We start from the raw sequence: 26,574 nt of genomic DNA on the forward strand, positions 1-26,574 counted from the left end.
GGTCACATGTTGACCGCCGTGCTCGGAATCGTCGTCGGCTTCCTCGTCGTATTCGCCATCACCGCGCTGACCGGATATTTCGTCGCGCAGGAGTTCGCCTACATGGCCGTCGACCGCTCCCGGCTCAAGGCGCGCGCCGAGGCCGGTGACACCGCGGCCGAGCGGGCTTTGGGGGTCACCCGGCGCACGTCGTTCATGCTGTCGGGCGCCCAACTCGGCATCACCGTCACCGGTCTGCTGGTCGGCTACGTCGCCGAACCGCTGATCGGCCGGGGCACCGAGACCCTGCTCGGCGGTACCGGCATCCCGACCGCGGTGGCCGTCGCCATCGGCGGGGTGTTCGCGATCGTGGTGTCGACGGTGATCCAGATGCTGTTCGGCGAACTGTTCCCGAAGAACCTCGCGATCGCCCGGCCGGAGCCGCTGGCCCGTTGGCTGGCCCTGTCGACGACGCTGTACCTGAAGCTGTTCGGTTGGCTGATCTGGTTGTTCGACCAGTCCTCGAACCTCCTGTTGCGGCTGCTGCGCATCGAACCCGTCCATGACGTCGAACATTCGGCCACCCCCCGCGATCTCGAACACATCGTCGCCGCGTCCCGCGACGCCGGCGAGATCCCGCCTGAGCTGTCCGCGCTGCTCGACCGCATTCTGGACTTCCCGACCAGCACCGCCGAACACGCCATGGTTCCGCGTTCGCGCGTCGACGTCATCAACGCCACCGACACCGTCGCCGACGTGTTCGCCCGGATGGCGGACGGGCACACGCGCTATCCCGTGCTCACCCCCGATGAGGAGATCGTCGGCGTCATCCACCTGCACGACCTGCTGGGCGGAACCCCGGGCCAGGACACCGCCGTATCGCACTGCCGGCCGGCGGTGATCGTGCCCGAGACGCTCCCGTTGCCCAATGTGGTCCGGGCGCTGCAGGAGGCGGGCGACGAGATGGCGATCGTGATCGACGAGTACGGCGGGTTCGCCGGCGTGGTGACGGTCGAGGATCTGGCCGAGGAGCTGGTCGGCGAGATCGATGACGAGCACGACGCCGCCCACGACGCCGACGTCATCGCAGAGAACGGCGGGTGGTTGCTCGCCGGGGATCTGCCGCTCGACGAAGCCGAACGCATGCTCGGCCTGACGCTGCCGCCCGGTGATTACGAGACGGTGGCCGGGATGGTGATCGCCCATGCCGCCGGCCTGCCCGATGTCGGTGACACCGTGGAGATCGAATTGCCCGGCGAGACAGCGGACCTGCTCATCGACGGGCCTCCCCCGACACGCCGGATGACCGCCCAGGTGCGGTCCGTGGAACGGCATGTGCCGGCCGCGGTGTTCGTGACCGTCACCAGCTCGGCCGCGACCGAAGGGGACGACGATGAGTAACCCGTGGGTGATCGTCGCGATCACCGTCGCGCTGATCGCGTCCAGCGCGTTCTTCGTCGCCGTCGAGTTCGCACTGATCGCCGCGCGCCGCAACCGGCTCGAAGACGCTGCCGCCACCAGTGCGTCTGCCCGCGCCGCGCTGCGCAGCGCCAGTGAACTGTCCCTGCTTCTGGCGGGCGCCCAGCTCGGCATCACCGCATGCACACTGCTGTTGGGCGCCATCACCAAACCCGCTGTGCACCATGCGATCACACCGCTGCTGCGCGATGTCGGCGCGCCGTCCTGGACGGCCGACGTCGGCGGTTTCGTGCTCGCGCTGCTGATCGTCACGTTCCTGCATCTGGTGATCGGAGAGATGGCGCCCAAGTCGTGGGCGATCGCGCATCCGGAACGCTCGGCCACCCTGCTGGCGCTGCCGATGCGGGCCTTCATGTTCGTGACCCGGCCACTGCTGCGGGCGTTGAACCACGCCGCCAACTGGTGCTTGCGCCGGGTGGGCGTCGTACCGGTCGACGAGCTCGCCGAAACCCAGGATCCCGACACACTGCGCCAACTGGTGGAGCATTCGGCGACCGTCGGCACGCTCGACGAGCGCTATCACGCGAATCTGACCAGCGCCCTGGAACTGCAGGGCCTCACCGTCGGTGAAGTCGCGCACCGCGGCGACGAGCACAGCGCGGTGCCGGCCGACGCGACACCCGAAGAGGTGCAGCAGACCGCGCGCGCCACCGGCCATCTGCGGCTGTTCGTGCGCGACGGCGCGGCGACTGTCGGCGTCGTGCACGTGCGCGACACGCTGTCCTCGTCTGCCCCGGCCCGTGAACTGATGCGGCCGGTGTCGACGTTGCCCGAGCAAACCCCCGTCTACGAGGCCCTGCGCGTGATGCGGGAGAACCGCAACCACCTGGTGGTCGTCGACGGGCCGCGCGGGCGCGGTCTGCTGACCCTGACCGACCTGTTGCACCGGCTGCTGCCGACGCAAGCCGTCTGACTCAGCCCAGCGGCGCGGGTTCGATGACCGCCGCGTCGCCGGGTAGCACCGGCACCCGGGTCGCGCGCACGTAGACGGTGTCGCCTTCGCGTAGTCCGAGGGCTTCGGCGTCACCGCGGGTGATCTGGGCGGTGAACGGATGCCCAGTCGCGGCGCTGGTGAGCTCGACACGCACCTCGAAGCCCAACATCACGATCCGGTCGATGATGGCGCGGGTGACGCCCGTGGACGCGACGGTGTCGTCACCGGTGGCGATGGCCATCTCGGCATTGCGGCCCACCCGGATGTCGTGCGGGCGCACCAGGGCGCCGTTGAGCGAGGACACCGCGCCGAGGAACGACATCACGAACGCGTTGGCAGGCGTGTCGTAGACCTCGCCGGGCGCGCCGACCTGTTCGATGCGTCCCTTGTTGAGCACCGCGATGCGGTCGGCGACGTCGAGTGCCTCCTGCTGGTCGTGGGTGACCAACACGGTGGTGACGTGGACGTCTTCGTGCAGCCGGCGCAGCCACGCCCGCAGGTCCTCACGGACTTTGGCGTCCAGGGCGCCGAACGGTTCGTCGAGCAGCAGCACCTGCGGATCCACCGCCAGCGCGCGGGCCAGCGCCATCCGCTGACGCTGACCGCCGGAGAGCTGGTTGGGGTAGCGGCTCTGGAACCCGGCCAGCCCCACCACCTCGAGCAGGTTGTCCACCTTTGCGGCGATCTCGGGCTTGGGGCGCTTGCGGATCTTCAACCCGAACGCGACGTTCTCGCGCACGGTGAGGTGCTTGAACGCCGCATAGTGCTGGAACACGAACCCGATGCCACGCTTCTGCGGCGGCACGTTGGTGACGTCGCGACCGTTGATCGTGATGGTCCCGGTGTCGGGCTGGTCGAGTCCGGCGATGGCCCGCAGCAGCGTCGACTTGCCGGATCCGCTGGGCCCGAGCAGGGCGGTCAACGAACCCGCGGGCACGTCGAAGTCCACGTTGTCGAGCGCGGCGAAATCGCCGTAGTGCTTGTTGGCACCTTTGACGGTGATCATCGAGTCGGTCATGGGCCGTCTGCTCCAGACTGTCGGAGAGCCATCATTTTGCCGCCCGTTTGCGGCGTGCGTCGAGAACTACCTGCGCGATGAGCACCAACACGGCGACCGTCATCAACAACGTCGATATCGCGTAGGCGCCGTACTCGGCGCCGCGGGTGTAACGGTCGTGCACCAGCAGGGTCAGTGTCTGCGAAGAACCGGGCAGGTTGGCCGCGACCATCAGCACCGCACCGAACTCGCCGAGCGTGCGCGCGATGGTCAGCACGATGCCGTAGGTCAGACCCCATCGGATCGAGGGCAGTGTGATCCGCCAGAAGGTCTGCCACCACGTCGCGCCCAGCGTGGCCGAGGCCTCCTCCTGGTCGGTGCCGATCTCGTGCAGCACCGGTTCGACCTCGCGGATGACGAACGGGACGGTGACGAAGATGCTGGCCAGCACGATGCCGGGGAAGCCGAAGATGATCGTCAGGCCGAGGTTGTTCTCGACGAAGCCGAACAACCCGGCCGAACCCCACAGCAGGATCAGCGCGACACCGACGACCACCGGGGACACCGCGAACGGCAGGTCGATGACGGCTTGGAGCATGCTCTTGCCGCGGAACTTGTTGCGCGCCAACACCAGAGCGGTCGGCACCCCGAACAGCACGTTGAGCGGCACGACGATCGCGACCACCAGCAGCGACAGATTCAGCGCCGAGATCGCCGCCGGCGTGGAGATCGAGGCGACGAAGGCACCCAGGCCGGGCGCGAAGGTGCGCCACAGGATCAGCCCCACCGGGACGATCACCAGGATCCCGACGTAGGCCAGGGCCACCCACCGGAGCAGGTGGCGCATCACCGGGGACAGCGTCACGCCAGGTGCTCCCTCCGGGCGGCCCGCGCGCCGACGGCGCGCAGGATGAACAGGATGACGAACGAGATGGCCAGCAAGACGATGGAGATCGCGGCCGCACCCACCCGGTCGTCGTTCTCGATCAGCGTGCGGATCCACTGCGAGGACACCTCGGTCTCGCCGGGCACCGCCCCGCCGATGAGCACCACCGAGCCGAACTCGCCGATCGCGCGGGAGAACGCCAGACCGGCTCCGGACAGCAACGCCGGCAGCAGCGACGGCAGGATCACCTTGGTCAGGATCGTGAAGTTGTTGGCGCCCAAGGACGCTGCGGCCTCCTCGACCTCGCGGTCGAGTTCGATCAGGACCGGCTGCACCGAGCGCACGACGAACGGCAGCGTGACGAACAACAGCGCGATGCCCACGCCCCAGCGGGTGTGCTGCAGGTGGATGCCCACCGGGCTGCTCGGCCCGTAGAGCGCCAGCATGACCAGGCTCGCCACGATGGTGGGCAGCGCGAACGGCAGGTCGATCACCGCGTCGACCAGCCGCTTGCCGGGGAACTCGTCGCGGGTCAGCACCCACGCCACCAGCAGCCCGAAGACCGCGTTGACCACGGTGACGCCGATCGAGATGATCAGCGTCACGCGCAGCGAGGCCACCGCCGACGGCGACGACACCGCGGACCAGAACGCCTCGGCGCCGCCGCCGGCGGACTGCCACAGGATCGCCGCCAGCGGCAGCAGCACGATCAACGACAGCCACATCGTCGCCGCGCCGACCCGCAGGGAGGTGCTGCCGTAGCGGCCGCCCCGCAGGGCCGGCGGCGGTTGATCCGCCGCCGGGTCGAGCGCAGCGGTCATCCAGTGGCCTGCTTGTAGATCTTGGTGATGGTGCCGTTGTCCTTGTCGAACAGTTCGGGATCGACCTTGGCCCAGCCACCGAGATCGTCGACGGTCCAGAGCTTCTCGGGGGCGGGGAACTTGTCGGCGAATTCCTCGGCCACCGCGGGGTCGACCGGGCGGAAGTTGGCCTCGGCCCACAGCCGCTGCGCCTCGGCGGTGAACTGGTAGTTCAGGAAGTCGGTCGCCTTGTCGAAGTGCTGGCTGGTGTTGACCACCGCGACCGGATTCTCGATCTTGAACGTCTGCGGCGGGTTGACGTACTCGAGGTCGAAGTTCAGCGCCTCGTTCTCATAGGCCAGCAGCACGTCGCCGCTGCCCTGCTTGAACACGTCGGTGGCTTCGCGGCCCGATCCGGGACGCAGCCGGACGTGCTCGGTGACCAGCTTGTTGACGAAGTCGATGCCGGCCTGCGGGTCCTCGCCGCCGCGGGAGGCCCAGGCGTACGGCGCGAGCAGGTTCCACTTGGCGGCGCCGGAGCTCAGCGGACTCGGCGTGATGATCTCCAGGCCGGGCTGCAGCAGGTCGTTCCAGTCCCGGATGTTCTTCGGGTTGCCGGGGCGTACCGCGAAGCTGACCACCGATCCGAACGGGATCCCCTTGGTGACGCCCACGTTCCAGTCCTGGTCGACCTTGCCGGCCTTGACCAGGCGGGTGATGTCGGGTTCGACGGAGAAGTTCACGATGTCGGCGGGCTTGCCGGACTCCACCGCGCGCGACTGGTCGCCGGAAGCGCCGTAGGAACCGGTCACCGCGACGCCTTTGCCCTGCTCGGTCGCGGCGAACGCCGGCGCCACCTTCGCCCAGCCCGGCTCGGGCACCGCGAAAGCCACCAGCGTCAGCGTGGTGTCGGCGTTCTCGGCGCCGGTGCCCTCACCGGCGACGTCACTGGCGCCACCACCGCACGCAGCGACCAGGGTGGCCGACAGCGCGAGCGCGGCGGCCACGCGCCAGCGGCCCGGCGATCTCAGGGACTTGTTCATGGGGGACCTTTCGACGGTTCGGACGGTCAGGAATCCGTTCGCCGGAAGGTAAGCGGTCGCCAGGGCATCACGCCACAGCCGTCACCGACACTCGAGCCGTCGAACGGACACGGTCAGCGACAACAGCAGACATCTGCAACGGCGGAAAAGCCCACGGCGATGAGCGCCACGATGTGGTCGCTCGTGTTGCCGGGCGCCGAATGCATGGCGCGAACAATAACAGAGCGTCCGGGTGGCGGCTCAGCGGGTGAACAGCCACATCACGATGACGAGCACGATCAGCGCGACCAACACCAGGGTCACCCGCGACCTCGGCATCCCACTCATACGTCTTCTCCGTCCGTCTCGCTCGCCGCGGACCCGCGGCGGGCCTGTCGACGCAGCCGGATCCCGTGACCCAGCACGACGTCGAACACCACGGCCATCCCGTAGGCCAGCAGCAGGACCACGGGCATCACGACCGCGGTCTGCACCACGAAGGGCAGACCGGTCAGCCACAGCTCGACTCCGTCCCACCAGTTGAGGAACCCGTCCACCCGGCCAGCCTATGCGGGGCGTTCGTGTGCCCTGCGCCACCGGCGCGAACACCGCCCGCCCGCGGGTTCGGTGGACGCCACCCCGGTCGAGAGCCGATGATGAGCAAATGGTTGTGCAGCAGTCCGAGGCTTCCGGTGAGTCCACCCGCAACGGCGACTCCGCATTGACCCTGACCACCGCGACGTCCCACCAGTCGGCCGGTCCGCTCCGGAACCCGTTCCCGCCCATCGCCGACTACGCGTTCCTGTCCGACTGCGAGACGACGTGCCTGATCTCGGCGGCGGGCTCGGTGGAGTGGATGTGTGTCCCGCGGCCGGACTCGCCGAGCGTGTTCGGCGCCATCCTCGACCGCGGCGCCGGGCATTTCCGCCTGGGACCGTACGGGGTGTCGGTGCCCTCGGCGCGGCGCTATCTCCCGGGCAGCCTGATCCTGGAGACCACCTGGCAAACCCACACGGGGTGGCTGATCGTGCGTGACGCGCTGGTGATGGGCCCGTGGCACGACCTCGAGTCCCGGTCGCGCACCCATCGCCGCACCCCGATGGACTGGGACGCCGAGCACATCCTGCTGCGCACGGTGCGGTGCGTCAGCGGCACCGTCGAGCTGGTGATGAGTTGCGAGCCGTCCTTCGACTATCACCGCACCAGCGCCAGCTGGGAGTACTCCGCGCACGCCTACGGGGAGGCGATCGCCCGGGCGACCAAGGACCCGGACTCGCACCCCACGCTTCGGCTGACCACGAACCTGCGCATCGGGCTGGAGGGTCGCGAGGCGCGCGCCCGCACCCGCCTCAAGGAAGGCGACAACGTGTTCGTCGCGTTGAGCTGGTCGAAGCATCCGGCGCCGCAGAACTTCGAGGAAGCCGCCGAGAAGATGTGGAAGACCAGCGAGGCGTGGCGGCAGTGGATCAACGTCGGCGACTTCCCCGACCATCCGTGGCGGGCCTACCTGCAGCGCAGCGCGCTGACGCTGAAGGGCCTGACCTACTCCCCGACCGGCGCGCTGCTGGCCGCGCCGACGACGTCGCTGCCGGAAACTCCGCAGGGCGAACGCAACTGGGACTACCGCTATGCGTGGGTGCGGGATTCGACCTTCGCGTTGTGGGGGCTGTACACCCTGGGCCTGGACCGCGAGGCCGACGACTTCTTCGCGTTCATCGCCGATGTGTCCGGCGCCAACAACGGGCAGCGGCATCCGCTGCAGGTGATGTACGGCGTCGGCGGCGAGCGCAGCCTCGTCGAGGAGGAACTGCACCACCTGTCGGGCTATGACAACTCGCGTCCGGTGCGCATCGGCAACGGCGCTTACAACCAGATGCAGCACGACATCTGGGGCACCATGCTCGACTCGGTGTATCTGCACACCAAGTCCCGCGAGCAGATCCCCGAGACCCTGTGGCCGGTGCTCAAGGAGCAGGTGGAGGAGGCCATCAAGCACTGGCGTGAGCCCGACCGCGGCATCTGGGAGGTGCGCGGCGAGCCGCAGCACTTCACGTCCAGCAAGATCATGTGCTGGGTCGCGCTGGACCGCGGCGCGAAACTGGCCGAGCTGGAGGGCGAGAAGTCCTACGCCCAGCAGTGGCGGGCCATCGCCGACGAGATCAAAGAAGACGTCCTGACCCACGGGGTGGACTCCCGCGGCGTGCTGACCCAACGCTACGGCGACGACGCACTCGACGCGTCGCTGCTGCTGGCGGTGCTGACCCGGTTCCTTCCGCCGGACGACCCCCGGATCCGCGCGACCGTGCTGGCCATCGCCGAGGAGCTGACCGAGGACGGTCTGGTGCTGCGCTACCGCGTCGAGGAGACCGACGACGGGCTCTCCGGTGAGGAGGGCACGTTCACGATCTGTTCGTTCTGGCTGGTGTCGGCGCTGGTGGAGATCGGCGAGATCCAACGCGCCAAGCATCTGTGCGAACGGCTGCTGGGTTTCGCGAGCCCGCTGCACCTCTACGCCGAGGAGATCGAGCCGCGCACCGGGCGCCACCTGGGCAATTTCCCGCAGGCGTTCACTCACCTGGCCCTGATCAACGCCGTGGTGCACGTGATCCGCGCCGAGGAGGAAGCCGACAGCTCGGGCAACTTCCAGCCCGCCAACGCGCCGGTGTAACGGCGTCGTCGCAGTTTAATCTCCGGCCGCGCAGAAGCCTCCCGGCATTCACCGCGGGGGTGGACCATACCGGCATGAGTTTCTCCGGGTCAGAGCACACGTCTCGTCAGGTCATCGACGTCGCCGTCGGCATTCTGGTCGGACTGCGCGGCTGCTCGCGGCGCGCGGCGTTCGACGAGTTGGCCGCCGTCGTGCACCAGACCGGCATCGGCCTTGGGACGGTCGCGTCGGGCCTGGTCGCGGTGGCCAGCGGATCGGCCACCGCCGAGCACGCCGACGCGTTCAGCGTGTGGGGTGAGTTGATCAAGCGGCGCAGCACCGTCGGCGCCGCCTGACCGCTGCCGCAAGTCGCCGCCTGAGGGCGGCTTCAGCGGCGCGCGGCGATCTTCTCGACGATCAGATCGGCGACGTCGGCGGCGCCGCCGCGGTCGCCGGTGGCGCGCGGATCGGTCAGTTCCACCTCGACGATGCAGTCCGCGGCCACCGCCACCGCGCGCAGGCCGTCGGATGCGGCGACGCCGTGTGCCGCGTGCAGGATGCTGGCCGACACGATCGCGCCGTCGAGCGCCACGTCGGTGATCCTGCTGAGTTCCTCGGGGTGCTGCCGGGTCAGGGTCTGCCCGTTGCACCGGTACCAGTCGTCGGCCAGCGTCGCGAAGAAGTCCTGAGCCGCGCCGGCCGACGACATCTGCACGATGCCGAAATAGCCGGTCACCGGCGGACCGTCGAAGCCGCCGCCGGCCCAGGTGTTGGTGGCCACCGACTGCACCGGGCTGCCGTCGTAGACGACGTCCTGGAGTCGGTAGGCCGCGCTGACGCAGTCGGCGGGCGCGGCCTGGGTCTCGTCGACGCTGTCCAGGAGCATGTCGGCGCCACCCTCGACGGGGTGGCCCAGCAGCCCTGCGGCCCCGGTGCCCAATTCGGCGGCCAGTTCCTGCGCGGTCGGCAGGAAGCCGCCCAGCGGGATCGCCGGGGACGGTCGGGCGGCCTCGGCAATGCGGACGACGGGCCGGTCGTCGACCGGTGCGGCCGAACATCCGGTGACGGTCATCCCCACTCCGACGGCCGTGCCCACGGCAACGGCCGCGAAGATGACCCGCTTCCCCGACATACCTACTTCGATAGCACGCCGCGCCTCCCCACGCGACCGCTTCGCCTCACCCCGTTGTGGCGACCGCGCGTAGTAAGTGCGCTATGAGGCGGGTTGTGTCTGGTAAATGCGACGTCCCCCTGTTGTCGTTAGAGGGCTTGGTGTCCCAAGACAACAGGGAGGACGTCGTGTTCAACGATAGAGATTTGTCGCGTGGTGACAAGCGGCGGAATGTGAAGCTGGCCCGACTGCGGGCCTTGGTGCCGGTCGACAACGCGATTTTGGGGATCGATCTGGCTGATACGAAGCAGGTGCTGGTGCTCACTGTCGGTGATTCGCAGGTAATGGCCCGCCGGCGGGTATCGGCCAAGGCGTGGGAGTTGGGCCCGGTGCTGGATTGGGCTGCCGGTCTGGCTCGCCAGCGTGGTTTGGCTGGTGTGACAGTGGGTTGTGAGCCGACCGGACATCGCTGGCGTGTGCTTGAACAGATTGCCGCGCAAAGGGATATCTCGTTGGTATGCGTGAATCCGATGCTCGTGGGCCGCGCCCGTGAAACCGAGGATTACACCCGCGATAAGAGCGATGACAAGGACGCAGTGCTGATCGCACGGTTGGTGTCGCAGTTGAACTGCTATGTCCCCGAGCCTGGTGATGAGACCTGGGCGCGGCTGCGCCACTTAGGTGCGCGTCGGGAACGGTTGGTCACCGAGGCCACCGCGTGTGTGCAGCAGTTGCGCGACCTGCTCGAGTGCGCCTGGCCGGGAGTGCTCGACGCCGCAACCGATCCGTTCCGATCGTCGAACTGGTGTGCTGCACTGGCGGTAGTGTTGGGTCGCTGTGCAGGACATCCCGAGCGACTGGCCCGGTGGGGATTAGCGCGATTTGAAGCTGCGGTGGTCAAGGAACTACCCCGCTGGGGTGGCGCTCGGCGACGGCGATCGATCATCGAAGCGGTATTCGTCGCACTGGTCGATCCATCCGGAGTGCATGTCCAACGGCACGGCGCACTAGAACGCGCCGGTGATGCGCTGCTTGACTGGCGCACCACCAAGATTCGGCTGGCCGAGGTGGAAACACGCATGGTCGAGGTCCTCGACCAACTCGGACTTACCTCACTGGTCACCACCATCCCTGGTCTCTCCGCGATCGGAGCCGCGGCCATTCTCGCAGAAACCGGTGATCCCACCCGTTTCGACAACCCACGAGCGTTGGTCAAACACGCCGGGCTGTGCCCACGGCAGAACACCAGCGGCACATTCAAAGGACGGTCACAAATCTCACGGCGGGGCCGGCCCCGGCTACGACTGGCCGCCTGGCGGGCGGTCTGGGGAGCATTACCCCATAACCCGGTACTAGCTGCCCGTTACCGGCATCTGACCACCCGCGAACACAATCGGCTCACCGACGGACAGGCCCGCGCCGCACTAGCTGCAGCACTGTTGCGCTGGCTGCACGTCATCACCACGAGAAAAGAGCCATTCAACGCAGGCCGCGCCAGTACGCAGGTGATGCCGCTGGCCGCCTGACACCACCTTCCACAAGACCACGGTTGGGGCCAAGCTCCACGCGCGCATGAGACACCACCGCGTGATCTCGCCAGACACCATGAGCAGGCCCACCCGTTCCTGATGAACTCGGTTGCACGCAGTAGGGAATTCTTCTAACCCGTTTGACGACTACGTTGAGACCAGGAACCGGCAAGCCCCCCCAACCACTTGACAATCACCCAGTTACGAAGGTGTCTGCTCCCCAACACGCCGGTGCCACGCAGCATTGTGCGCGCGCTCGGCAGCCGCGAGCGCGCGTACGAAGTGCGAGGCGCTCCCCCGCGCTACTTCTTGGCGGGCTTGTCCGACGGGGCCTCGGTGGACAGCGCGGCGACGAAGGCCTCCTGCGGGACGTCGACGCGGCCGATCGTCTTCATCCGCTTCTTGCCTTCCTTCTGCTTCTCGAGCAGCTTGCGCTTACGGGTGATGTCACCGCCGTAGCACTTGGACAGCACGTCCTTGCGGATGGCCCGAATGTTCTCGCGCGCAATGATCTTCGAGCCGATCGCGGCCTGCACCGGCACCTCGAACTGCTGACGCGGGATCAGCTCCTTGAGCTTGGTGGTCATCTTGTTGCCGTAGGCGGCCGCGCCGTCCTTGTGCACGATCGCGCTGAACGCGTCGACCGCCTCGCCCTGCAGCAAGATGTCGACCTTGACCAGCGAGGCCTCCTGCTCGCCGGCCTCCTCGTAATCCAGGCTGGCGTAGCCGCGGGTGCGCGATTTCAGGGAGTCGAAGAAGTCGAAGATGATCTCGCCCAGCGGCATCGTGTAGCGCAACTCGACCCGTTCGGGCGACAGGTAGTCCATGCCGCCGAGTTCACCGCGCCGGGACTGGCAGAGCTCCATGATGGTGCCGATGAACTCACTGGGCGCGATGATCGTCGTCTTCACGACGGGCTCGAAGACGCTGCGCACCTTGCCTTCCGGCCAGTCCGACGGGTTGGTGACGGTCAGTTCCGTCTCGTCGTCCTTGATCACCCGGTAGACGACGTTGGGCGCGGTGGAGATCAGATCGAGGTCGAACTCCCGCTCGAGACGTTCGCGGGTGATCTCCATGTGCAGCAATCCCAGGAAGCCGCAGCGGAACCCGAAGCCCAACGCCACCGACGTCTCCGGCTCGTAGGTCAGGGCGGCGTCGTTGAGTTGCAGCTTGTCCAGCGCATCGCGCAGCACCGGGTAGTCCGAACCGTCCACCGGATACAGCCCGGAGTACACCATCGGCTTGGGTTCGCGGTAGCCGGTCAACGCCTCGGCCGCGCCGTGGCGCGCGGTGGTCACGGTGTCCCCGACCTTGGACTGGCGGACGTCCTTCACACCGGTGATCAGGTAGCCCACCTCGCCGACGCCGAGCCCGTCCGACGGTTTGGGTTCGGGCGAGACGATGCCGACCTCGAGCAGTTCGTGCGTCGCCCCGGTCGACATCATCTTGATCTTCTCGCGTGGGTTGAGCTTGCCGTCGACCACGCGGACATAGGTGACCACGCCGCGGTAGATGTCGTAGACGGAGTCGAAGATCATCGCCCGCGCCGGCGCGTCGGCGTCGCCGACCGGCGGCGGGACCAGCCGCACCACCTCGTCGAGCAGCTCGGGCACACCCACACCGGTCTTGCCCGAGACCCGCAACACGTCCGACGGTTCGCAGCCGATGATGTGGGCGATCTCACCTGCGTACCGGTCCGGGTCGGCCGCGGGCAGGTCGATCTTGTTGAGCACCGGGATGATGGTCAGGTCCCGGTCCATCGCCAGGTACAGGTTGGCCAGCGTCTGCGCCTCGATGCCCTGGGCGGCGTCGACGAGCAGCACCGCACCCTCGCAGGCCTCCAGCGCCCGGGACACCTCGTAGGTGAAGTCCACGTGACCTGGCGTGTCGATCAGGTGCAGCACGAACTGCTCGCCGTCGACCTCCCACGGCAACCGCACGTTCTGCGCCTTGATGGTGATGCCGCGCTCACGTTCGATGTCCATCCGGTCGAGGTACTGCGCGCGCATGTCACGGTCGGCGACGACGCCGGTGATGCCCAGCATCCGATCGGCCAACGTCGACTTGCCGTGGTCGATGTGGGCGATGATGCAGAAGTTCCGTATCTGCGCCGGCGCAGTGAACGTCTTGTCGGCGAAGCTGCTGATGGGAATCTCCTGGTGAACGTGGTTTCTCCGGCCGGGGACGGCCTGACCAGCCTAGCGAGCCGGGCCGCCTGCGACACAATCGAGCGCTCCGAAGACCCCTATGCTTGGCGGGTATGGCGCCATCATCGGGCTACCTGAAGACGTTGCAGCGTTTCCTGGTCAAGAACACCGAGAACCTCGTGTTCAACGAGGCGCCCAAGCTCGTCCGTCAGCTGCAGAGATCCGAGACGCTGCAGCGCGGGATCGCGCAGGGCATCCGCATCGGCCTCGACGTGCTCGCCGCCACCCAGCCGGCACCGCCCACCCCGGCGCTGCCCGCCGGCCGGCCCGTGTCGCGCAATTTCGTGCCGACGGCGCACCGGGCGCGCAGGGTGTCCTACGCCCCGGACCTCGACGGCCGCGCCGACCCGGGTGAGATCGTGTGGACCTGGGTGGTCTACGAGGACGACCCGAGCCGCGGCAAGGACCGCCCGGTGCTCGTCGTCGGACGCGACCGGCAGATCCTGCTCGGGTTGATGCTGTCGAGTCAGGACCGGCACCGCGACGAGCCGAACTGGGTCGGTATCGGTACCGGCACCTGGGACTACGACGGACGTCCCAGCTGGGTCCGCCTGGACCGCGTGCTCGACGTGCCCGAGGAGGGCATCCGCCGCGAGGGCGCCATCCTGGAGCGCGAGAAGTTCGACATCGTCGCCGCGCGGCTGCGCGCCGAATACTCCTGGAGCTGACCGGGGCGACGGTGGATCAGCGTCCGCCGACCGGCTCGCTCGGCACCGGACCGACGGCGAACCGCACGTACGGGCGCCCGTCCTCGATACCGATGCGGCACTGCACCCCGTAGACGCGGGCCACCAGCGACTCGGTCAGCACCTCCGCCGGTGCGCCGGCCGCCACCACCCGGCCGGCGGACAGCACCACGATGTGGTCGCAGAACATCGCGGCCAGGTTCAGGTCGTGCAGCGCGACGACGGCGGTGATGTCGAGGCCGCGGATCAGGGCGAGGATCTCGAGCTGGTGGGCGATGTCGAGGTGGTTGGTCGGTTCGTCGAGCAGCAGTTCGTCGGGTTGCTGGGCCAGCGCGCGGGCGATCTGGACCCGCTGTCGTTCGCCTCCGGACAGGGTGTGCCACCACCGGTCGGTCATGCCGAGCAGTCCCGTGGCGCGCAGCGCAGTCTCGACTGCCGCCGTCGCCGCGGGGTCGGCACCTGTCAGCGACGCATGCGGGATCCGGCCCAGGCGCACCACGTCGCCGACCGTGATGTGCAGGTCGGTCTCGGCGTGTTGGGCGACCAGAGCCACTCTGCGGGCGACCGCGCGACGGGGCAGGCGGGCCAGCGGCGTGCCGTCCAACTCGACGACTCCGCGGTCCGGGCGGTTCACCCCGGCCATCAACCGCAACAACGACGACTTGCCCGAGCCGTTGGGCCCCAACAGACCGACGGTGCTGCCGGGCCGTGGGTCGATGGTGACGCCGTCGAGGACCGGCCGCCCCGCCCGGGTCCATGTCACCTCGACCGCGCGCAGGCTCATGCGGCAACGCTCCTGCGCCGCAACAGGATCAGCGCGAAGGCCGGCACCCCCAGCAGCGCCGTCACCACGCCGGTCGGGATCTCCTGGGGTGCGAACAGCGTGCGGGCCACGGTGTCGACCCACACCATGAAGATCGCGCCGAGGATGGCCACGGTCGGCAGCAGCGTCCGGTGACCCGGCCCGACCAGGAAGCGCGCCGCGTGCGGCAGCACCAGACCGACGAACCCGATGGCGCCCGAGGCGCTGACCAATGCGGCGGTGATCAGCGCGGTCAACACCAGCAGCACGATCCGCGCCCGGCGCACCGAGATTCCCAGCGACGACGCGGCGTCCTCGCCGAAAGTGAACGCGTCGAGGGTGCGTGCGTGACCGAGGCAGACCAGCAGCCCGGCACCGACGACGACGCCGCAGAGCAGGACCTCCGACCACGACACGCCGGCCAGCGATCCCAGCAGCCAGAACAGCACCCCCCGGGTCTGTTCGGCGTTGGCCGAGGACAGCACGATGAACGAGGTGAGCGCCGAGAACAGTTGTGTCGCAGCGACTCCGGCGAGCACCACCCGATCTGTGGTGCCTCCCGCGGCGTAGGCCAGCACCAGGACGAGCCCGAACGACGTCACCGCACCCAGAAACGCCCCGCCGGAAAGGGTGACCGCGGCGCCGCCGACCCCCAACACGACAATCAGCACCGCACCGGTCGACGCGCCGGAGGACACGCCGAGCACGAACGGATCGGCCAACGGGTTGCGCAGCAGCGACTGCAGGATCGCGCCGCACAGCGCCAGGCCGGTGCCGCAGATCGCGGCGAGCAGAGCCCGCGGCAACCGCAGTTCCCAGACGATGCCGTCCTGGATCCGACCGGCGCCCGACGGTCCGGCGCCGAGATGTTCGGCGACGATGCCGTACACGTCGCGCACCGATACCGCGGCGGCTCCGATGGTGATCGCCACGGCGATCGACGCCGTCAGCAGTACCGCTCCCAGCGTCCACATCGCCACAAGCGACGTTCCGCGCACGATCAGCCGCCGGAGGTGATCCCGAGCCGACGCAGACCGTCGGCGACCTTCTCCGCACCGTCGACGGTCCGGATCGACGGGTTGAGGTCGGCGCCGTTGACCACCAGATAGCGCTTCTCTTGCACCGCGGTCATCCGTGAGGTCACCGGATGTGTTTCCAGGAACTCGATTTTGGTGTCCAGCGCGTCGCCGTCGATGGTGCGCCGACTGAGGTCGGCCAGTACGAACGCGTCCGGATCCCGTTCGGCCACCGCCTCCCAACTGACCTGCGGCCATTCCTCGGTGGTGTCGGCGAAGACGTTGCCCGCACCCACGGCCTCGGCGATGACGCCGGAGGCTCCGCAGCACCCGGCCATGTACGGTGCCCGCAGGTCGGAGAACCAGAACACCAGGTCCGCCCCGGCCGGCGCGCCGGCCGCCCGCTGCATCCGCTGCTGCAGCTCGGCCACGAGCTGCTCGCCGCGCTCCCGGATGTCGAAAATCGCTGCCAGGTCCCGAATTTCGCCGTAAATGACATCCATCGTCAGGGGTGTGGTGCGGGCCCCGTCCTCGTTGACCGAGACCTTGCCGACGCAGTCGCTGGGCGCCAGATACGTGGGCACCCCGAGTTGTTCGAACTGGTCGCGGTCGGCCACCCCGCCGGGGCCGAGGGTGCCGCCGAACGACGCGGACACGAAATCGGGATCGGCGTCGAGCACGGTCTCCAGCGAAGGCTTGTTCTCGGCCAACCGGGGCACCCGGGCGTTGTCCTCGGCGAGGTTCGGCAGGACCGGGTCGGTCCAGGTGGCGGTGCCCACCATGCGGTCGGCGAGCCCGAGCGACAGCAGGATCTCCGCGGAGCCCTGGTTGAGCGCCACCGCACGCTGCGGCGGCGCCTCGACCACCACGTCGCGACCGCAGTTCTCGATGGTCAGTGGGAATCCCTGGGCGGCAACGCTTTCTGCGGCCCCGGCGGGGGCGGATCCCTCGGAGGAGGCACACGCCGACAAGAGCAGCAACAGCGAGGCCAGAGGGGCGAGCAGACGCACGGTGGGACATCCTTCGATGCGGGGCTCGAGCGCGGAGCCGTCAACGGGTCACCGACCGCAGGCATTCGGACTCGGGGACAGTGCCCCATACCGTTGCGCGTCAGTTCCGGAGTCGCACCGGATTCCCCTGCTGATCGGCCACCGACACTGTAGCCGCACCGATCACCGTGGCTGTCGCCACATCTGCCCTACCGTGGCTGCCGCCACATCTGCCCTACCGTGGCTGCCGCCACATCTGCCCTACCGTGGCTGTCGCCACATGGGCCACATCGGCGGCCCGCCGCCCGGTATGTGGAGCTCACCGGTCACCTCGAACCCGAACCGCATGTAGTAGGCGAGGTTGGATTCCTTGGTCGATTCCAGGTACGCCGGCGCGCCTTCGGCGTCGCAGCGGTCCAGACGTGAACGCATCAGCGCCTGCCCGAACCCGGCGCCGCGGACCGTCGGGTCGCTGCCGATGACGCCGAGATACCAGTGCGGCTCCTCGGGATGGTGCTGCTTCATCAGATCGGCCATCGCCTGACCCCGCCGCATGTGCCGACCCATCGCCAACAGGAACGCCGGCATCATCCGGAGTTCCTCGCGCGGCGTCTGCTTCCAGCGGCCCGGTGGATCCCACAGCGCGGCCGCGCCGAGCGTCCCGTCGCGGTCGGCGACCTCGGTGGCCTCCCCGGCCAGGAAGTGATGGCGTGCCATCGCGGCGAACACTCGCGGCAACGCGCGGGCCCGGTGCGCGTCGTCGGGCATCATCCACGTCATCACCGGGTCGTCGAAGAAGGCTCGGCCCAGCACCCGCGACAGGAGTTTCACGTCGGCGCGGCGGGCAGGCGCGACTGCGATCGTCATCGATGTTCAGACTAAGCGGCGTCAGCCCTGGGTGATGTAGGCCTGCAGCTGCCGGTGTTCGTGTTCGAGTTCCTCCATGCGGGTCTTGACCACGTCGCCGATGCTGACGATGCCGGCCAGCCGCCCGTCGACGAGCACCGGGACGTGCCGGACCCGGTTGGTCGTCATCAACGCCGCCAGGCTGTCGACGGAGTCATCGGGCGAACACGTCGCCACCAGGGCCGTCATGATGTGGGCGACAGGGCGCCGCAGCAGGTCCGCACCGAGCTCCGGGAGTTTGCGCACCACGTCGCGCTCGGACACGATGCCCTGCACTCCGTCCGGTGACACCACGACCATCGCCCCGATGTTCTGGACGGCCAACTCCGTCAGCAGACCGGCGACGGACGTCTCGGGGGTGATCGTCGCCACCGCACTCCCCTTGCTGCGCAGTACATCGGCGATACGCATGGCAACCTCCAGGTGACCCAGCTCACACTGCCGTCCCACCAGGCTAGAGGCCCGGCCCCGTCCCAGCCAACCCCCGGAACGGTCAATCCGGCCCTGCGCCGCGCGGTTGACGGTATATGTGGCCGCATGATCGAAGTCACTCTCCTCGGAACCGGCAGCCCCATCCCCGACGCGCACCGCGCGGGTCCCTCGACCCTCGTCCGGGCGGGTGAGCAGATCTTCCTGGTCGATTGCGGACGCGGAGTGCTGCAGCGCGCGGCCGCGGTCGGGGTGGGCGCCAACAACCTGACCGCCCTGCTGATCACCCATCTGCACAGTGACCACATCACCGATCTCGCCGACGTGCTGATCACCCGGTGGGTGTCGAACTTCGATCCGGACATGCCGCCCCTGCCGATCATCGGTCCCCCGGGTATCGCCGAGGTCGTCGAATCCACGTTGCGCGCGATGCGTTTCGACATCGGCTACCGCATCGACCATCACGACGATCTGACCGCCCCGCCGCAGGTCGAGATCGAGGAGGTCACCGAGGGGGTGGTGTGGGGTCGAGAAGGTGTGCAGATCCGTGTCGCCCCCACCGACCACCGCCCGGTGACGCCGACGATCGGGTTCCGCGTCGAGCACGCCGGGGCGTCGGTGGTCCTGGCCGGGGACACCGTGCCGTGCGCGTCCCTCGACGAACTGGCCGACGGGGCGGGCGCGCTGGTGCACACCGTGATCCGTCAGGACCTGATCGACGCGCTGCCGATCCAGCGGTTCCGCGACATCTGCGGCTATCACTCCTCGGTCGAACAGGCCGCCGAGACCGCCGCGCGCGCCGGGGTGGGGATCCTGATCCTGACCCACTATGTGCCGGCCATCCAGCCCGGCCAGGAGGAGGACTGGCGCGCGCTGGCGGCCACGGCGTTCGATCGGCAGATCGAGATCGGCGACGACCTGCACCGCGTCGAGGTGCACCCCGGGGTGTGCGCTAAGCCAACCGGGTGATCTCGACGATGACGTCCAGATCGGTGGACCCCTCGCCGGAGTAGATCCCCTTCAGGGGGCTGACGTCGGCGTAGTCGCGGCCGACGCCGACGCTGATGTACTGCTCGTTGATCTCGGCGTCGTTGGTGGGGTCGTAGTGCCACCACTCGCCGGTCCACGCCTGGATCCAGGCGTGGCTCTGGCCGTCGACGGTGTCACCGATCTCGGCGTCGCGGTGCGGGTGCAGGTAGCCCGACACATACCGTGACGGGATCCCCATGCCGCGCAACAACATCAGCGTCAGGTGCGCGAAGTCCTGACACACCCCCTTGCCTTCGCGTAGCGCGTCCACCGCGGAGGTGTGCACACCCGTGGTGCCGGGCACGTACTGCAGTTCGGCCTGCACCCACCGCGCGGCCTCGATCACCGCCTCGGCCGGTTCGTGATACTTCGCGATGCGCCGGCCCACCCGTTGGATGCGTTTACTGGCCGGCGCGTAGTGGGTCGGGGCCAGCACCTCGAAGTACTTGTCCATCACCGCCTCGGTGGCCAGATCCGACCAGGTGACCTTCGTCTGGGGTTCCTCGGGTGTCTCCGTCTCCACCACCGACGACGCCGTCACCTCCAGCTCGGTGTGCGGCGCGTGCAGATCGAACGCCGTGACCGCGGTACCCCAGTAGTCGACGTAGCGGTAGGACCGGGTGGCCGGGACGGTCTCGACGCGGTTGAGGATGACGTTCTGCCGGTTGTCCGACCGCGGGGTGAGCCGGGCCTCGTTGAACGACGCGGTGACCGGCGACCGGTAGGCGTAGCCGGTCGAGTGCACCACTCGCATCCGCCACATGTCAGATCTCCCCTTCTTCGATCACCAGCGAGTTGTGTCCGGCGTCGGTCCACGCGACCCACGGGGCGGAGTGGAAGTACTGCAGCGCCAACGCTTCTCCGACGTCGAAGCAGGTCTTCTGCAGACCGGCCAACCGGGTCTCCAGCGATTCGAGCACCGCGCCCGGTTGCAGGAACTCCAGTTCGCTGCGCGCCCGCCCGAGCAGCCGTTGCGCTTCGGCGGTGGCGCCCAGACGCCCGTGCGGACGTTTGAGCAGTTCGTCGAGGCTGTGTTCGGCCAACCGCAGCGAGTAGAAGATCGACCGCGGGAACAGGCGATCGAGCAGCATGAACTCGACCACCCGGCCGGCGTCGAGCACCCCGCGGTAGGTCCGCAGGTAGGTGTCGTGGGCGCCGGCCGAGCGCAACAGGGTCACCCACGCCGGGGACGACCCGCTGTCCCCGACCCGGGAGAGCAGTAGGCGCACCGTCATGTCCACCCGCTCCAGGGCCCGGCCCAGCACCATGAACCGGTAGCCGTCGTCGCGGGAGAGCGTCGAGTCGGCCAGGCCGGCGAACATCGCGGCGCGGCCCTCCACGTAGGCGAGGAACTCGTGCGGTCCGAACCGTTTGGCCGCCCGTTCCCGTTCCGGCAGTGCGTTGTACGTACTGTTGAGGCACTCCCAGATTTCGGTGGACGTGACTTCCCTTGCCCCGCGTGCGTTTTCGCGCGCAGCGGAGATGGCCTCGACGATCGAGCAGCCCCCGTAGGTGTCCCGGCCGAAGGCCACGATGTCGGTCAGCGACCACACGTCGAGCGGCTCGTCGGGGGGTTCGATCCCCAGCACCCGCAGCAGGGTGCGCGACGCCCAGTCGGGGTCGACGCTGGAGTCCTCGAGCAGCTGGTGCACGGTGACGTCGAGGATGCGCGCGGTGTCGTCGGCGCGTTCGACGTAGCGTCCGATCCAGTACAGCGATTCGGCGTTCCTGGCCAACATGACGCTCTCCTACTGCTGCTGCTGGTTGCTGGTCTCGGCGCCGGCTTCGGCTCGGGCGCCCTTTCCCGTACCCGCGCTCGGCAGCGAACGCACCACCTCCGCCGCGGCCAGTTCCCGGTCGGCCGCCGAGGTGCGCGACGCCAGCACCCACGTGTCCTTCGACCCGCCGCCCTGGCTCGAGTTGACCACCAGCGATCCTTCCGGCAACGCGACCCGGGTCAGCCCGCCGGGCAGCACCCACACCTCGTCGCCGTCATTGACCGCGAACGGGCGCAGGTCGACGTGACGCGGCGCCAGCGTGTCGCCGATCTGGGTCGGCACCGTCGACAACTGCATGACCGGCTGCGCGATCCAGCCGCGCGGGTCGGCGTTGATCTTCTTGGTGACCGCGGCCAGTTCCTTCTCCGAGGCGTCCGGCCCGAACACGATGCCGTAGCCGCCCGACCCCTCGACCGGTTTGACGACCAGCTCGCGGATCCGGTCGAGGACCTCCTCACGTTCGTCGTCCAGCCAGCACCGGAAGGTGTCGACGTTGGCCAGCAGCGGCTTCTCGCCGAGGTAGTACTCGATGATCGTGGGGACATAGGTGTAGACCAGTTTGTCGTCGCCGACGCCGTTGCCCACCGCGCTGGAGATCACCACGTTGCCGGCCCGCGCGGCGTTGAGGATGCCGGCCACTCCGAGCACCGAGTCCGGCTTGAACTGCATCGGGTCGAGGTAGTCGTCGTCGATGCGCCGGTAGATCACGTCGACCTGGCGCTCACCCTCGGTGGTGCGCATGTAGACGGCGTTGTCGCGACAGAACAGATCGCGGCCCTCCACGAGCTCCACCCCCATCTGCCGCGCCAGCAGGGAATGCTCGAAGTAGGCCGAGTTGTAGACCCCCGGCGTCAGCACCACCACCGTCGGGTCGGCGACGTTGTTGGCCGCGGCGTTGCGCAGCGCCCGCAGCAGATGCGACGAGTAGTCACCGACCGAGCGGACCCGGTGGGTGGCGAACAGGTTCGGGAAGACGCGCGCCATGGTGCGCCGGTTCTCCATGACGTAGGAGACCCCCGACGGTGAGCGCAGGTTGTCCTCCAGGACACGGAAGCTGCCCTGCTCGTCGCGGATCAGATCGATGCCGGCGACGTGGATGCGCACTCCGTTGGGCGGGACGATGCCGACGGCCTCGCGGTGGAAGTGCTCGCACGAGCTGACCAGCCGGCGCGGGATGACGCCGTCACGCAGGATCTCCTGTTCGCCGTAGATGTCGTCGAGGTACATCTCGAGTGCCTGCACCCGCTGCCGGATGCCGCGTTCCAGCCGCGTCCATTCGGCAGCGGAGATGACGCGCGGCACCAGGTCCAGCGGGAACGGCCGCTCCTGACCCGACAACGAGAAGGTGATGCCCTGGTCGATGAACGCCCGGCCCAGCGCCTCGGCGCGCGCGGCGAGCTCGGAGGCGTCCGACGGGGCCAACTCCTTGTGGATGCCCTTGTAGGGCGTACGAACGTTGCCCTGCGGGTCGAACATCTCGTCGAAGGCCTCGGCGTACTTGCCGACGGCGTTGTATCCCTCGAAGACGCCGTTGTGCCGCCGGGCGGCCTTGGCGTTACGTGAAGTCCGTACGGTTTCGGTCGGCAACGTGTCCCCTGCTCTAGTGATGAGTGCTGACGGTCGGAGAACACTCGCCTGCCATGCTGCAACAGATCCAGCGTTTCGGCAGGCCAGCGAGCCTCGCTTTGGTTCATTACCCCGCTCGCTGCTACCCTGAACAGTCGCTGCGCCCGGACGGGCGCCCACAGACTCAGATCACCCAGTCGAGATTTACGAAGGAATACACGCGTGGCCAACATCAAGTCGCAGGAGAAGCGGAACCGCACCAACGAGCGCCGCAGACTGCGCAACAAGTCGGTGAAGTCGTCGCTTCACACGGCGGTCCGTGGATTCCGCGAGGCCGTCGAGGCCGGTGACAAGGACAAGGCCGGCGAGCTGCTCGCCGCGACCAGCCGCAAGCTCGACAAGGCGGCCAGCAAGGGTGTCATCCACAAGAACCAGGCCGCCAACCGCAAGTCGGCGCTGGCGCGGGCCCTCAACAAGATCTGACCGTCGTCAGTCGCTGACCAGCGACGCGACCTTACGCACCGCGCTCTCCAGCGCGTAGTCGGCGTCGGCGGCCGCGCCCTTGACGTCGGCGTTGAGGGCGGCCACCACCCGCATCGCCTCGGCCACCGAGTCGCGCGACCAGCGCCGCGCCTGCTTCTGCGCCTTCTGCACCCGCCACGGCGGCATGCCCAGCTCGCCGGCCACCTGGAAATGGTTGCCCGTCATCGGTCCCACGCGCGCGATGGTGTGCACCGCCTCGGCCAGCGCGTCGGCGAGCACGACGTGCGGTTCACCGGACATCATCGCCCAGCGCAGCGCCTCGGCCGCCCCGGCCACGTCACCGACCACCGCCTTGTCGGCGATGTCGAACCCCTTCACCTCGGCCTTGCCCGAGTGGTAGCGCCGGACCGCGGCGGCGTCGACGTTCCCGCCGGTGTCGGCGACGAGCTGCGAGCAGGCCGCTGCCAGCTCGCGGATGTCCGAACCGATGGCGTCGAGCACCGCGGTGACCGCGTCGTCGTCGACCTTGACACGCAGGGCCTTGAACTCGCGGCGGACGAAGTCGGCGCGCTCGGCGGGCTTGGTGATCCGGGCGCACGGATGCACCTCGGCGCCCAGCTTCCTGAGATGCTCGGCCATCGCCTTGGCGCGCCCTCCGCCGGAGTGCACGACGACCAGCACGGTGCCCTCGGGCAGTTCGGCCGCGGCGTTCTGGATGAGCGCCACGGCGTCCTTGCCGGCCTCGGCGGCCGATTCCAGCACCACCACGCGTTCATCGGCGAACAGCGACGGGCTGAGCAGCTCGGCGAGTTCGCTGACACTGACCTCGCCGGCACGCATCCGGCTGACGGGAACGTCGGTGGTGCCCGCGGCGGTGCGCGCCTGCCGTAGCACCGACGCCACCGCCCGCTCGACCAACAACTCCTCGTCGCCCAGAACCAGGTGCAGTCCCGTCAGTGAAGTCACCGCACGATGGTGTCACGGCGGCCCGACACCGCCCAATGCCAGCCCGCGGCGACGACCAGTGCCGCGGCCGCGATCAGCGCGACGCCGGCAACACCCGAGGGCACCGGCACCGCGGCGGCCGGCAGTGCCGACGACCAGCGGGCCACCGCCAGCAGCCACCACACCTCGGGGCCGGTGAACCGGATCAACAGGTCGGCGCCGGCCGGCCACAGCGGGGCCAGGGCCGCAGCGGCGGTTCCTGCCACGGTGAGCGGCGGGACGACCGGCGCTGCGGCAAGGTTCGCGATCACCGCCACCAGGCTCACCGAGCCGGAGATTCCGGCCACCAGCGGGGCGGTCACGACCTGCGCGGCGAACGCGACGCTGACCGCCGCCGCAAGCGGGCGCGGCCAGCCGCGGTCGGTGAGACGTTGCGTCCATACCGGCGCGATGAGCACCAGCGCGGCGGTGGCCGACACCGACAATGCGAACCCGACGTCGACGGCCAACTCCGGGGCGCCGACCATCAGCGCCACCACGGTGCCCGCCAGCGCCGGCAGGGCCTGTCGGCGACGGTGCGACAGCACCGCCAGCAAGGTGATCGCGCCCATCACCGCGGCCCGCAGCACGCTGGCCGACGGCTGGACGACGATCACGAATCCGAGCAGGGTGGCGCCGGCCAGCACCACCGCAGCGCGGGGTCCCAGCACCGCAGCCGACAACAGCACCGCACCGCACACGATGGTCACGTTGGCGCCCGAGACCGCCGTGAGGTGGGTCAGCCCCGCGACCCGGAACTGCGCGACGGTGGTCGGCGGCACCGTCGAGGTGTCGCCGAGGACCAGGGCGGGCAGCATCGCGGCCTGGTCGGCGGGCAGCGCCGAACGCGCGGCCGCGGCGAAGTCGGTGCGCACACCGTGCGCCACCTGCTGGACCGGCGCGGCCGTACCGGTCACCGGAGCACCCCGGGACGCCAGGACCGCCACGGTGAGGTCTCGTCGTTTCGGGGCGCTGACCACGGCGCGGAATGCGGCGGGTTGACCGGGTTGCAGGCGCGCGTACTCGGCGCCGGAGGCGAACACCAACACGCGGCCGTCCGACGGCGCACCGTCGAGGTCGTGCAGCACACCGCGGAACATGGTGCGTCCCCCGGCCAGCACCCGCGGCGTCTCGGCCGGGGCGACGATCACCGGGATCGACCTGCCGACGGCGGCGGTGATCGGATGGTGCCGCACGGCGGCCTCCCGCAGGGTCACCGCGACGCCGAAACCCACGGCCACCAGTGCCACCGCGGCCACCGCCGAGGGCCAGGTCCGTCGTCGGCCGGCGGGCCCGCGCCGCCCGGCCCATGCCCCGGTGACCGCCGTCGCGACCACCGCGGCGACTGCCGCGACCCCCGCGCCGACCCCCGCCCAGGTGATGCCCGCGGCGGTGACCGCCCAGCTGGTCAGCGCCGCCGGGACCAGCCGCAGATCGACCGGTGTCACACCCGCACGAGGTCGCGCAGCTTGTCCAGGCGGGCCGGCCCGATGCCGTCGACATCGCCGAGTTGGTCCACGCTGGTGAACCGCCCGTTGGCCTCGCGCCAGGCCACGATCGCCTCGGCGGTCACGGGCCCGACCCCGGGCAACGTGTCCAGCTGCTCGACCGTTGCGGTGTTCAGATCCACCAGACCTGTTGGGGTACCGGGCTTCTCACCGTCGGCAGGAGCGGCGGTGGAGGTGTCCGACACCACCGAGCTGCCCATCCGGCCGGGGTCCCCGGCGGGCGGGTCCACCCCGACGACGATCTGTTCGCCGTCGGTGACCCGGCGGGCCATGTTCAGTCCGAGGGTGTCGGCGCCGTCGACGGCGCCACCGGCGGCCTCCAGCGCGTCGGCGATGCGCGCCCCGGGCGGCAGCGTCACCAGACCCGGGGTGTGCACCAGACCGACGACGCTGACCACCACCTCGGTGTCCACCGGCGCGCCGGTGGAGGTCGGCACCGTCTCCACCGGCGGCAGTTTCGCCGAGACCACCGCGGCGGGTTGGTCACCGATCAGCGTGACCACGGTGACCAGGATCGCCACCAACCCGACCACGCCCAGGGCGAGCACACCGGCCCGGCCCGGGTCGGCCCGGAGGCGGGCCAGCCACGCGCCCGACCCCGATGCCGACTGGTCGGGCAGCCACCGCGACAGCGACCGCGCCGACGGCTCGTCGGCGTCGGCGGAACCGTCCTCGCGGTCGATCCCGAGGCGCCGGTGAAGTGTCTCGGTGGGCGGTTCGGTGGGCATGGGCCGACCGTAGGCACGGGGCGCGACAGCACCGCCCGGCTTGCCCGCTACGGCGGCTGCGCTGTGGATGAACTCTGAT

Annotated in this window: 27 protein-coding genes and 1 riboswitch; of the genes, 8 read left to right on the forward strand and 19 right to left on the reverse strand. The window is 69.2% G+C overall.

What is annotated here, in order from left to right:
• Nucleotides 1–6: 6 nt before the first annotated feature.
• Both ACAG25_RS01600 and ACAG25_RS01605 read left to right on the forward strand, forming a co-directional pair.
• Complete coding sequence (locus tag ACAG25_RS01600) at nucleotides 7–1,380, forward strand: hemolysin family protein (protein WP_370486535.1); 1,374 nt, start codon at nucleotides 7–9, stop codon at nucleotides 1,378–1,380.
• Entirely contained in the window at nucleotides 1,373–2,371 is a 999-nt protein-coding gene (locus ACAG25_RS01605; RefSeq protein WP_370486536.1) for a hemolysin family protein, read from the forward strand. Before ACAG25_RS01600 ends, ACAG25_RS01605 begins: the two co-directional genes overlap by 8 nt.
• A 1-nt stretch (nucleotide 2,372) precedes the next feature.
• Here ACAG25_RS01605 and ACAG25_RS01610 read toward each other — a convergent pair whose 3' ends face one another.
• From ACAG25_RS01610 to ACAG25_RS01635, 6 genes are all read right to left on the reverse strand, one after another.
• Entirely contained in the window at nucleotides 2,373–3,410 is a 1,038-nt protein-coding gene (locus ACAG25_RS01610) for a sulfate/molybdate ABC transporter ATP-binding protein (RefSeq protein WP_370486537.1), read from the reverse strand.
• A gap of 31 nt (nucleotides 3,411–3,441) precedes the next feature.
• Nucleotides 3,442–4,236, reverse strand: coding sequence for a sulfate ABC transporter permease subunit CysW (gene cysW, locus ACAG25_RS01615; protein WP_370486836.1), 795 nt, complete (start codon nucleotides 4,234–4,236; stop codon nucleotides 3,442–3,444).
• A gap of 14 nt (nucleotides 4,237–4,250) precedes the next feature.
• Nucleotides 4,251–5,096: a sulfate ABC transporter permease subunit CysT gene (cysT, locus tag ACAG25_RS01620; RefSeq protein WP_370486538.1), complete on the reverse strand. Its 846-nt coding sequence runs from the start codon at nucleotides 5,094–5,096 to the stop codon at nucleotides 4,251–4,253.
• On the reverse strand, nucleotides 5,093–6,118 hold the full coding sequence (locus ACAG25_RS01625; protein ID WP_370486539.1) for a sulfate ABC transporter substrate-binding protein: 1,026 nt from the start codon (nucleotides 6,116–6,118) through the stop codon (nucleotides 5,093–5,095). The genes cysT and ACAG25_RS01625 overlap by 4 nt, the downstream gene beginning before the upstream one ends.
• A gap of 113 nt (nucleotides 6,119–6,231) precedes the next feature.
• Entirely contained in the window at nucleotides 6,232–6,324 is a 93-nt protein-coding gene (locus ACAG25_RS01630) for an Ms4533A family Cys-rich leader peptide (RefSeq protein WP_370486540.1), read from the reverse strand.
• A gap of 117 nt (nucleotides 6,325–6,441) precedes the next feature.
• Nucleotides 6,442–6,654, reverse strand: coding sequence for a hypothetical protein (locus tag ACAG25_RS01635; RefSeq protein WP_370486541.1), 213 nt, complete (start codon nucleotides 6,652–6,654; stop codon nucleotides 6,442–6,444).
• Between the two features lie 107 nt (nucleotides 6,655–6,761).
• Here ACAG25_RS01635 and ACAG25_RS01640 point away from each other — a divergent pair, with 107 nt between their 5' ends.
• Complete coding sequence (locus tag ACAG25_RS01640; protein ID WP_370486542.1) at nucleotides 6,762–8,765, forward strand: glycoside hydrolase family 15 protein; 2,004 nt, start codon at nucleotides 6,762–6,764, stop codon at nucleotides 8,763–8,765.
• A 74-nt stretch (nucleotides 8,766–8,839) separates the two neighbouring features.
• On the forward strand, nucleotides 8,840–9,100 hold the full coding sequence (locus tag ACAG25_RS01645) for an ANTAR domain-containing protein (RefSeq protein ID WP_370486543.1): 261 nt from the start codon (nucleotides 8,840–8,842) through the stop codon (nucleotides 9,098–9,100).
• A gap of 32 nt (nucleotides 9,101–9,132) precedes the next feature.
• Here ACAG25_RS01645 and ACAG25_RS01650 read toward each other — a convergent pair whose 3' ends face one another.
• Nucleotides 9,133–9,876, reverse strand: a complete 744-nt coding sequence (locus ACAG25_RS01650) for a sensor domain-containing protein (RefSeq protein WP_370486544.1) — start codon at nucleotides 9,874–9,876, stop codon at nucleotides 9,133–9,135.
• A gap of 140 nt (nucleotides 9,877–10,016) precedes the next feature.
• On the opposite strand from ACAG25_RS01650, the gene ACAG25_RS01655 reads away from it, so the two are divergent.
• Nucleotides 10,017–11,381 (forward strand): IS110 family transposase, encoded by a 1,365-nt coding sequence (locus tag ACAG25_RS01655; RefSeq protein WP_370486545.1) that lies wholly within the window; start codon nucleotides 10,017–10,019, stop codon nucleotides 11,379–11,381.
• A 305-nt stretch (nucleotides 11,382–11,686) separates the two neighbouring features.
• Here the strand turns inward: ACAG25_RS01655 and lepA are convergent, their stop codons facing one another.
• Nucleotides 11,687–13,537: a translation elongation factor 4 gene (gene lepA, locus ACAG25_RS01660; protein WP_370486837.1), complete on the reverse strand. Its 1,851-nt coding sequence runs from the start codon at nucleotides 13,535–13,537 to the stop codon at nucleotides 11,687–11,689.
• A gap of 107 nt (nucleotides 13,538–13,644) precedes the next feature.
• Between lepA and ACAG25_RS01665 the strand changes: the two genes are divergently transcribed.
• Nucleotides 13,645–14,259, forward strand: a complete 615-nt coding sequence (locus ACAG25_RS01665) for a type II toxin-antitoxin system PemK/MazF family toxin (RefSeq protein ID WP_370486546.1) — start codon at nucleotides 13,645–13,647, stop codon at nucleotides 14,257–14,259.
• A 16-nt stretch (nucleotides 14,260–14,275) separates the two neighbouring features.
• Here the strand turns inward: ACAG25_RS01665 and ACAG25_RS01670 are convergent, their stop codons facing one another.
• From ACAG25_RS01670 to ACAG25_RS01690, 5 genes are all read right to left on the reverse strand, one after another.
• On the reverse strand, nucleotides 14,276–15,061 hold the full coding sequence (locus tag ACAG25_RS01670) for an ABC transporter ATP-binding protein (RefSeq protein WP_370486547.1): 786 nt from the start codon (nucleotides 15,059–15,061) through the stop codon (nucleotides 14,276–14,278).
• The gene (locus tag ACAG25_RS01675) at nucleotides 15,058–16,053 is read right to left on the reverse strand and encodes a FecCD family ABC transporter permease (protein WP_370486548.1); all 996 of its coding nucleotides are present in this window, start codon (nucleotides 16,051–16,053) and stop codon (nucleotides 15,058–15,060) included. The genes ACAG25_RS01670 and ACAG25_RS01675 overlap by 4 nt, the downstream gene beginning before the upstream one ends.
• Nucleotides 16,054–16,079: 26 nt before the next feature.
• Nucleotides 16,080–17,105 (reverse strand): ABC transporter substrate-binding protein, encoded by a 1,026-nt coding sequence (locus ACAG25_RS01680; protein ID WP_370486549.1) that lies wholly within the window; start codon nucleotides 17,103–17,105, stop codon nucleotides 16,080–16,082.
• A 38-nt stretch (nucleotides 17,106–17,143) separates the two neighbouring features.
• A riboswitch (cobalamin riboswitch) is annotated at nucleotides 17,144–17,272 on the reverse strand.
• Between the two features lie 73 nt (nucleotides 17,273–17,345).
• Nucleotides 17,346–17,951 (reverse strand): GNAT family N-acetyltransferase, encoded by a 606-nt coding sequence (locus ACAG25_RS01685; protein ID WP_370486550.1) that lies wholly within the window; start codon nucleotides 17,949–17,951, stop codon nucleotides 17,346–17,348.
• Nucleotides 17,952–17,972: 21 nt separating this feature from the next.
• Nucleotides 17,973–18,401, reverse strand: coding sequence for a CBS domain-containing protein (locus tag ACAG25_RS01690; protein WP_370486551.1), 429 nt, complete (start codon nucleotides 18,399–18,401; stop codon nucleotides 17,973–17,975).
• A 126-nt stretch (nucleotides 18,402–18,527) separates the two neighbouring features.
• On the opposite strand from ACAG25_RS01690, the gene ACAG25_RS01695 reads away from it, so the two are divergent.
• Nucleotides 18,528–19,388: a ribonuclease Z gene (locus ACAG25_RS01695; protein ID WP_370486552.1), complete on the forward strand. Its 861-nt coding sequence runs from the start codon at nucleotides 18,528–18,530 to the stop codon at nucleotides 19,386–19,388.
• Here ACAG25_RS01695 and ACAG25_RS01700 read toward each other — a convergent pair.
• The 3 genes from ACAG25_RS01700 to ACAG25_RS01710 are packed head-to-tail and all read right to left on the reverse strand — an operon-like array spanning nucleotide 19,372 to nucleotide 22,702.
• Nucleotides 19,372–20,211 carry a transglutaminase domain-containing protein gene (locus ACAG25_RS01700; RefSeq protein ID WP_370486553.1) on the reverse strand — a complete coding sequence of 280 codons (840 nt, stop codon included), beginning with the start codon at nucleotides 20,209–20,211 and terminating at the stop codon, nucleotides 19,372–19,374. The genes ACAG25_RS01695 and ACAG25_RS01700 overlap by 17 nt on opposite strands.
• A 1-nt stretch (nucleotide 20,212) precedes the next feature.
• The gene (locus ACAG25_RS01705; protein WP_370486554.1) at nucleotides 20,213–21,187 is read right to left on the reverse strand and encodes an alpha-E domain-containing protein; all 975 of its coding nucleotides are present in this window, start codon (nucleotides 21,185–21,187) and stop codon (nucleotides 20,213–20,215) included.
• A gap of 9 nt (nucleotides 21,188–21,196) precedes the next feature.
• Nucleotides 21,197–22,702 (reverse strand): circularly permuted type 2 ATP-grasp protein, encoded by a 1,506-nt coding sequence (locus ACAG25_RS01710; protein ID WP_370486838.1) that lies wholly within the window; start codon nucleotides 22,700–22,702, stop codon nucleotides 21,197–21,199.
• A gap of 312 nt (nucleotides 22,703–23,014) precedes the next feature.
• Between ACAG25_RS01710 and rpsT the strand changes: the two genes are divergently transcribed.
• Nucleotides 23,015–23,275 carry a 30S ribosomal protein S20 gene (rpsT, locus tag ACAG25_RS01715; protein ID WP_370486555.1) on the forward strand — a complete coding sequence of 87 codons (261 nt, stop codon included), beginning with the start codon at nucleotides 23,015–23,017 and terminating at the stop codon, nucleotides 23,273–23,275.
• Between the two features lie 6 nt (nucleotides 23,276–23,281).
• Here the strand turns inward: rpsT and holA are convergent, their stop codons facing one another.
• From holA to ACAG25_RS01730, 3 genes are read right to left on the reverse strand one after another with little or no spacing between them, the layout of a single operon-like run.
• Nucleotides 23,282–24,223 (reverse strand): DNA polymerase III subunit delta, encoded by a 942-nt coding sequence (gene holA, locus ACAG25_RS01720; RefSeq protein WP_370486839.1) that lies wholly within the window; start codon nucleotides 24,221–24,223, stop codon nucleotides 23,282–23,284.
• Nucleotides 24,224–24,237: 14 nt separating this feature from the next.
• Entirely contained in the window at nucleotides 24,238–25,707 is a 1,470-nt protein-coding gene (locus ACAG25_RS01725) for a ComEC/Rec2 family competence protein (protein WP_370486556.1), read from the reverse strand.
• The gene (locus tag ACAG25_RS01730) at nucleotides 25,704–26,495 is read right to left on the reverse strand and encodes a helix-hairpin-helix domain-containing protein (RefSeq protein ID WP_370486557.1); all 792 of its coding nucleotides are present in this window, start codon (nucleotides 26,493–26,495) and stop codon (nucleotides 25,704–25,706) included. The genes ACAG25_RS01725 and ACAG25_RS01730 overlap by 4 nt, the downstream gene beginning before the upstream one ends.
• Between the last annotated feature and the right edge of the window lie 79 nt (nucleotides 26,496–26,574).

This window comes from Mycobacterium sp. pV006, assembly GCF_041287115.1.
Lineage (GTDB): Bacteria > Actinomycetota > Actinomycetes > Mycobacteriales > Mycobacteriaceae > Mycobacterium.

Excerpts from the sequence above, each read along its gene's own strand:
- ACAG25_RS01600 (WP_370486535.1), top strand. The coding sequence starts at position 7 with ATGTTGACCGCCGTGCTCGGAATCGTCGTCGGCTTCCTCGTCGTATTC.
- ACAG25_RS01605 (WP_370486536.1), top strand. The coding sequence starts at position 1,373 with ATGAGTAACCCGTGGGTGATCGTCGCGATCACCGTCGCGCTGATCGCG.
- ACAG25_RS01610 (WP_370486537.1), bottom strand. The coding sequence starts at position 3,410 with ATGACCGACTCGATGATCACCGTCAAAGGTGCCAACAAGCACTACGGC.
- cysW (WP_370486836.1), bottom strand. The coding sequence starts at position 4,236 with ATGCGCCACCTGCTCCGGTGGGTGGCCCTGGCCTACGTCGGGATCCTG.
- cysT (WP_370486538.1), bottom strand. The coding sequence starts at position 5,096 with ATGACCGCTGCGCTCGACCCGGCGGCGGATCAACCGCCGCCGGCCCTG.
- ACAG25_RS01625 (WP_370486539.1), bottom strand. The coding sequence starts at position 6,118 with ATGAACAAGTCCCTGAGATCGCCGGGCCGCTGGCGCGTGGCCGCCGCG.
- ACAG25_RS01630 (WP_370486540.1), bottom strand. The coding sequence starts at position 6,324 with ATGCATTCGGCGCCCGGCAACACGAGCGACCACATCGTGGCGCTCATC.
- ACAG25_RS01640 (WP_370486542.1), top strand. The coding sequence starts at position 6,762 with ATGGTTGTGCAGCAGTCCGAGGCTTCCGGTGAGTCCACCCGCAACGGC.
- ACAG25_RS01645 (WP_370486543.1), top strand. The coding sequence starts at position 8,840 with ATGAGTTTCTCCGGGTCAGAGCACACGTCTCGTCAGGTCATCGACGTC.
- ACAG25_RS01650 (WP_370486544.1), bottom strand. The coding sequence starts at position 9,876 with ATGTCGGGGAAGCGGGTCATCTTCGCGGCCGTTGCCGTGGGCACGGCC.
- ACAG25_RS01665 (WP_370486546.1), top strand. The coding sequence starts at position 13,645 with ATGGCGCCATCATCGGGCTACCTGAAGACGTTGCAGCGTTTCCTGGTC.
- ACAG25_RS01670 (WP_370486547.1), bottom strand. The coding sequence starts at position 15,061 with ATGAGCCTGCGCGCGGTCGAGGTGACATGGACCCGGGCGGGGCGGCCG.
- ACAG25_RS01675 (WP_370486548.1), bottom strand. The coding sequence starts at position 16,053 with ATGTGGACGCTGGGAGCGGTACTGCTGACGGCGTCGATCGCCGTGGCG.
- ACAG25_RS01685 (WP_370486550.1), bottom strand. The coding sequence starts at position 17,951 with ATGACGATCGCAGTCGCGCCTGCCCGCCGCGCCGACGTGAAACTCCTG.
- ACAG25_RS01690 (WP_370486551.1), bottom strand. The coding sequence starts at position 18,401 with ATGCGTATCGCCGATGTACTGCGCAGCAAGGGGAGTGCGGTGGCGACG.
- ACAG25_RS01695 (WP_370486552.1), top strand. The coding sequence starts at position 18,528 with ATGATCGAAGTCACTCTCCTCGGAACCGGCAGCCCCATCCCCGACGCG.
- ACAG25_RS01700 (WP_370486553.1), bottom strand. The coding sequence starts at position 20,211 with ATGTGGCGGATGCGAGTGGTGCACTCGACCGGCTACGCCTACCGGTCG.
- ACAG25_RS01705 (WP_370486554.1), bottom strand. The coding sequence starts at position 21,187 with ATGTTGGCCAGGAACGCCGAATCGCTGTACTGGATCGGACGCTACGTC.
- ACAG25_RS01710 (WP_370486838.1), bottom strand. The coding sequence starts at position 22,702 with ATGTTCGACCCGCAGGGCAACGTTCGTACGCCCTACAAGGGCATCCAC.
- ACAG25_RS01730 (WP_370486557.1), bottom strand. The coding sequence starts at position 26,495 with ATGCCCACCGAACCGCCCACCGAGACACTTCACCGGCGCCTCGGGATC.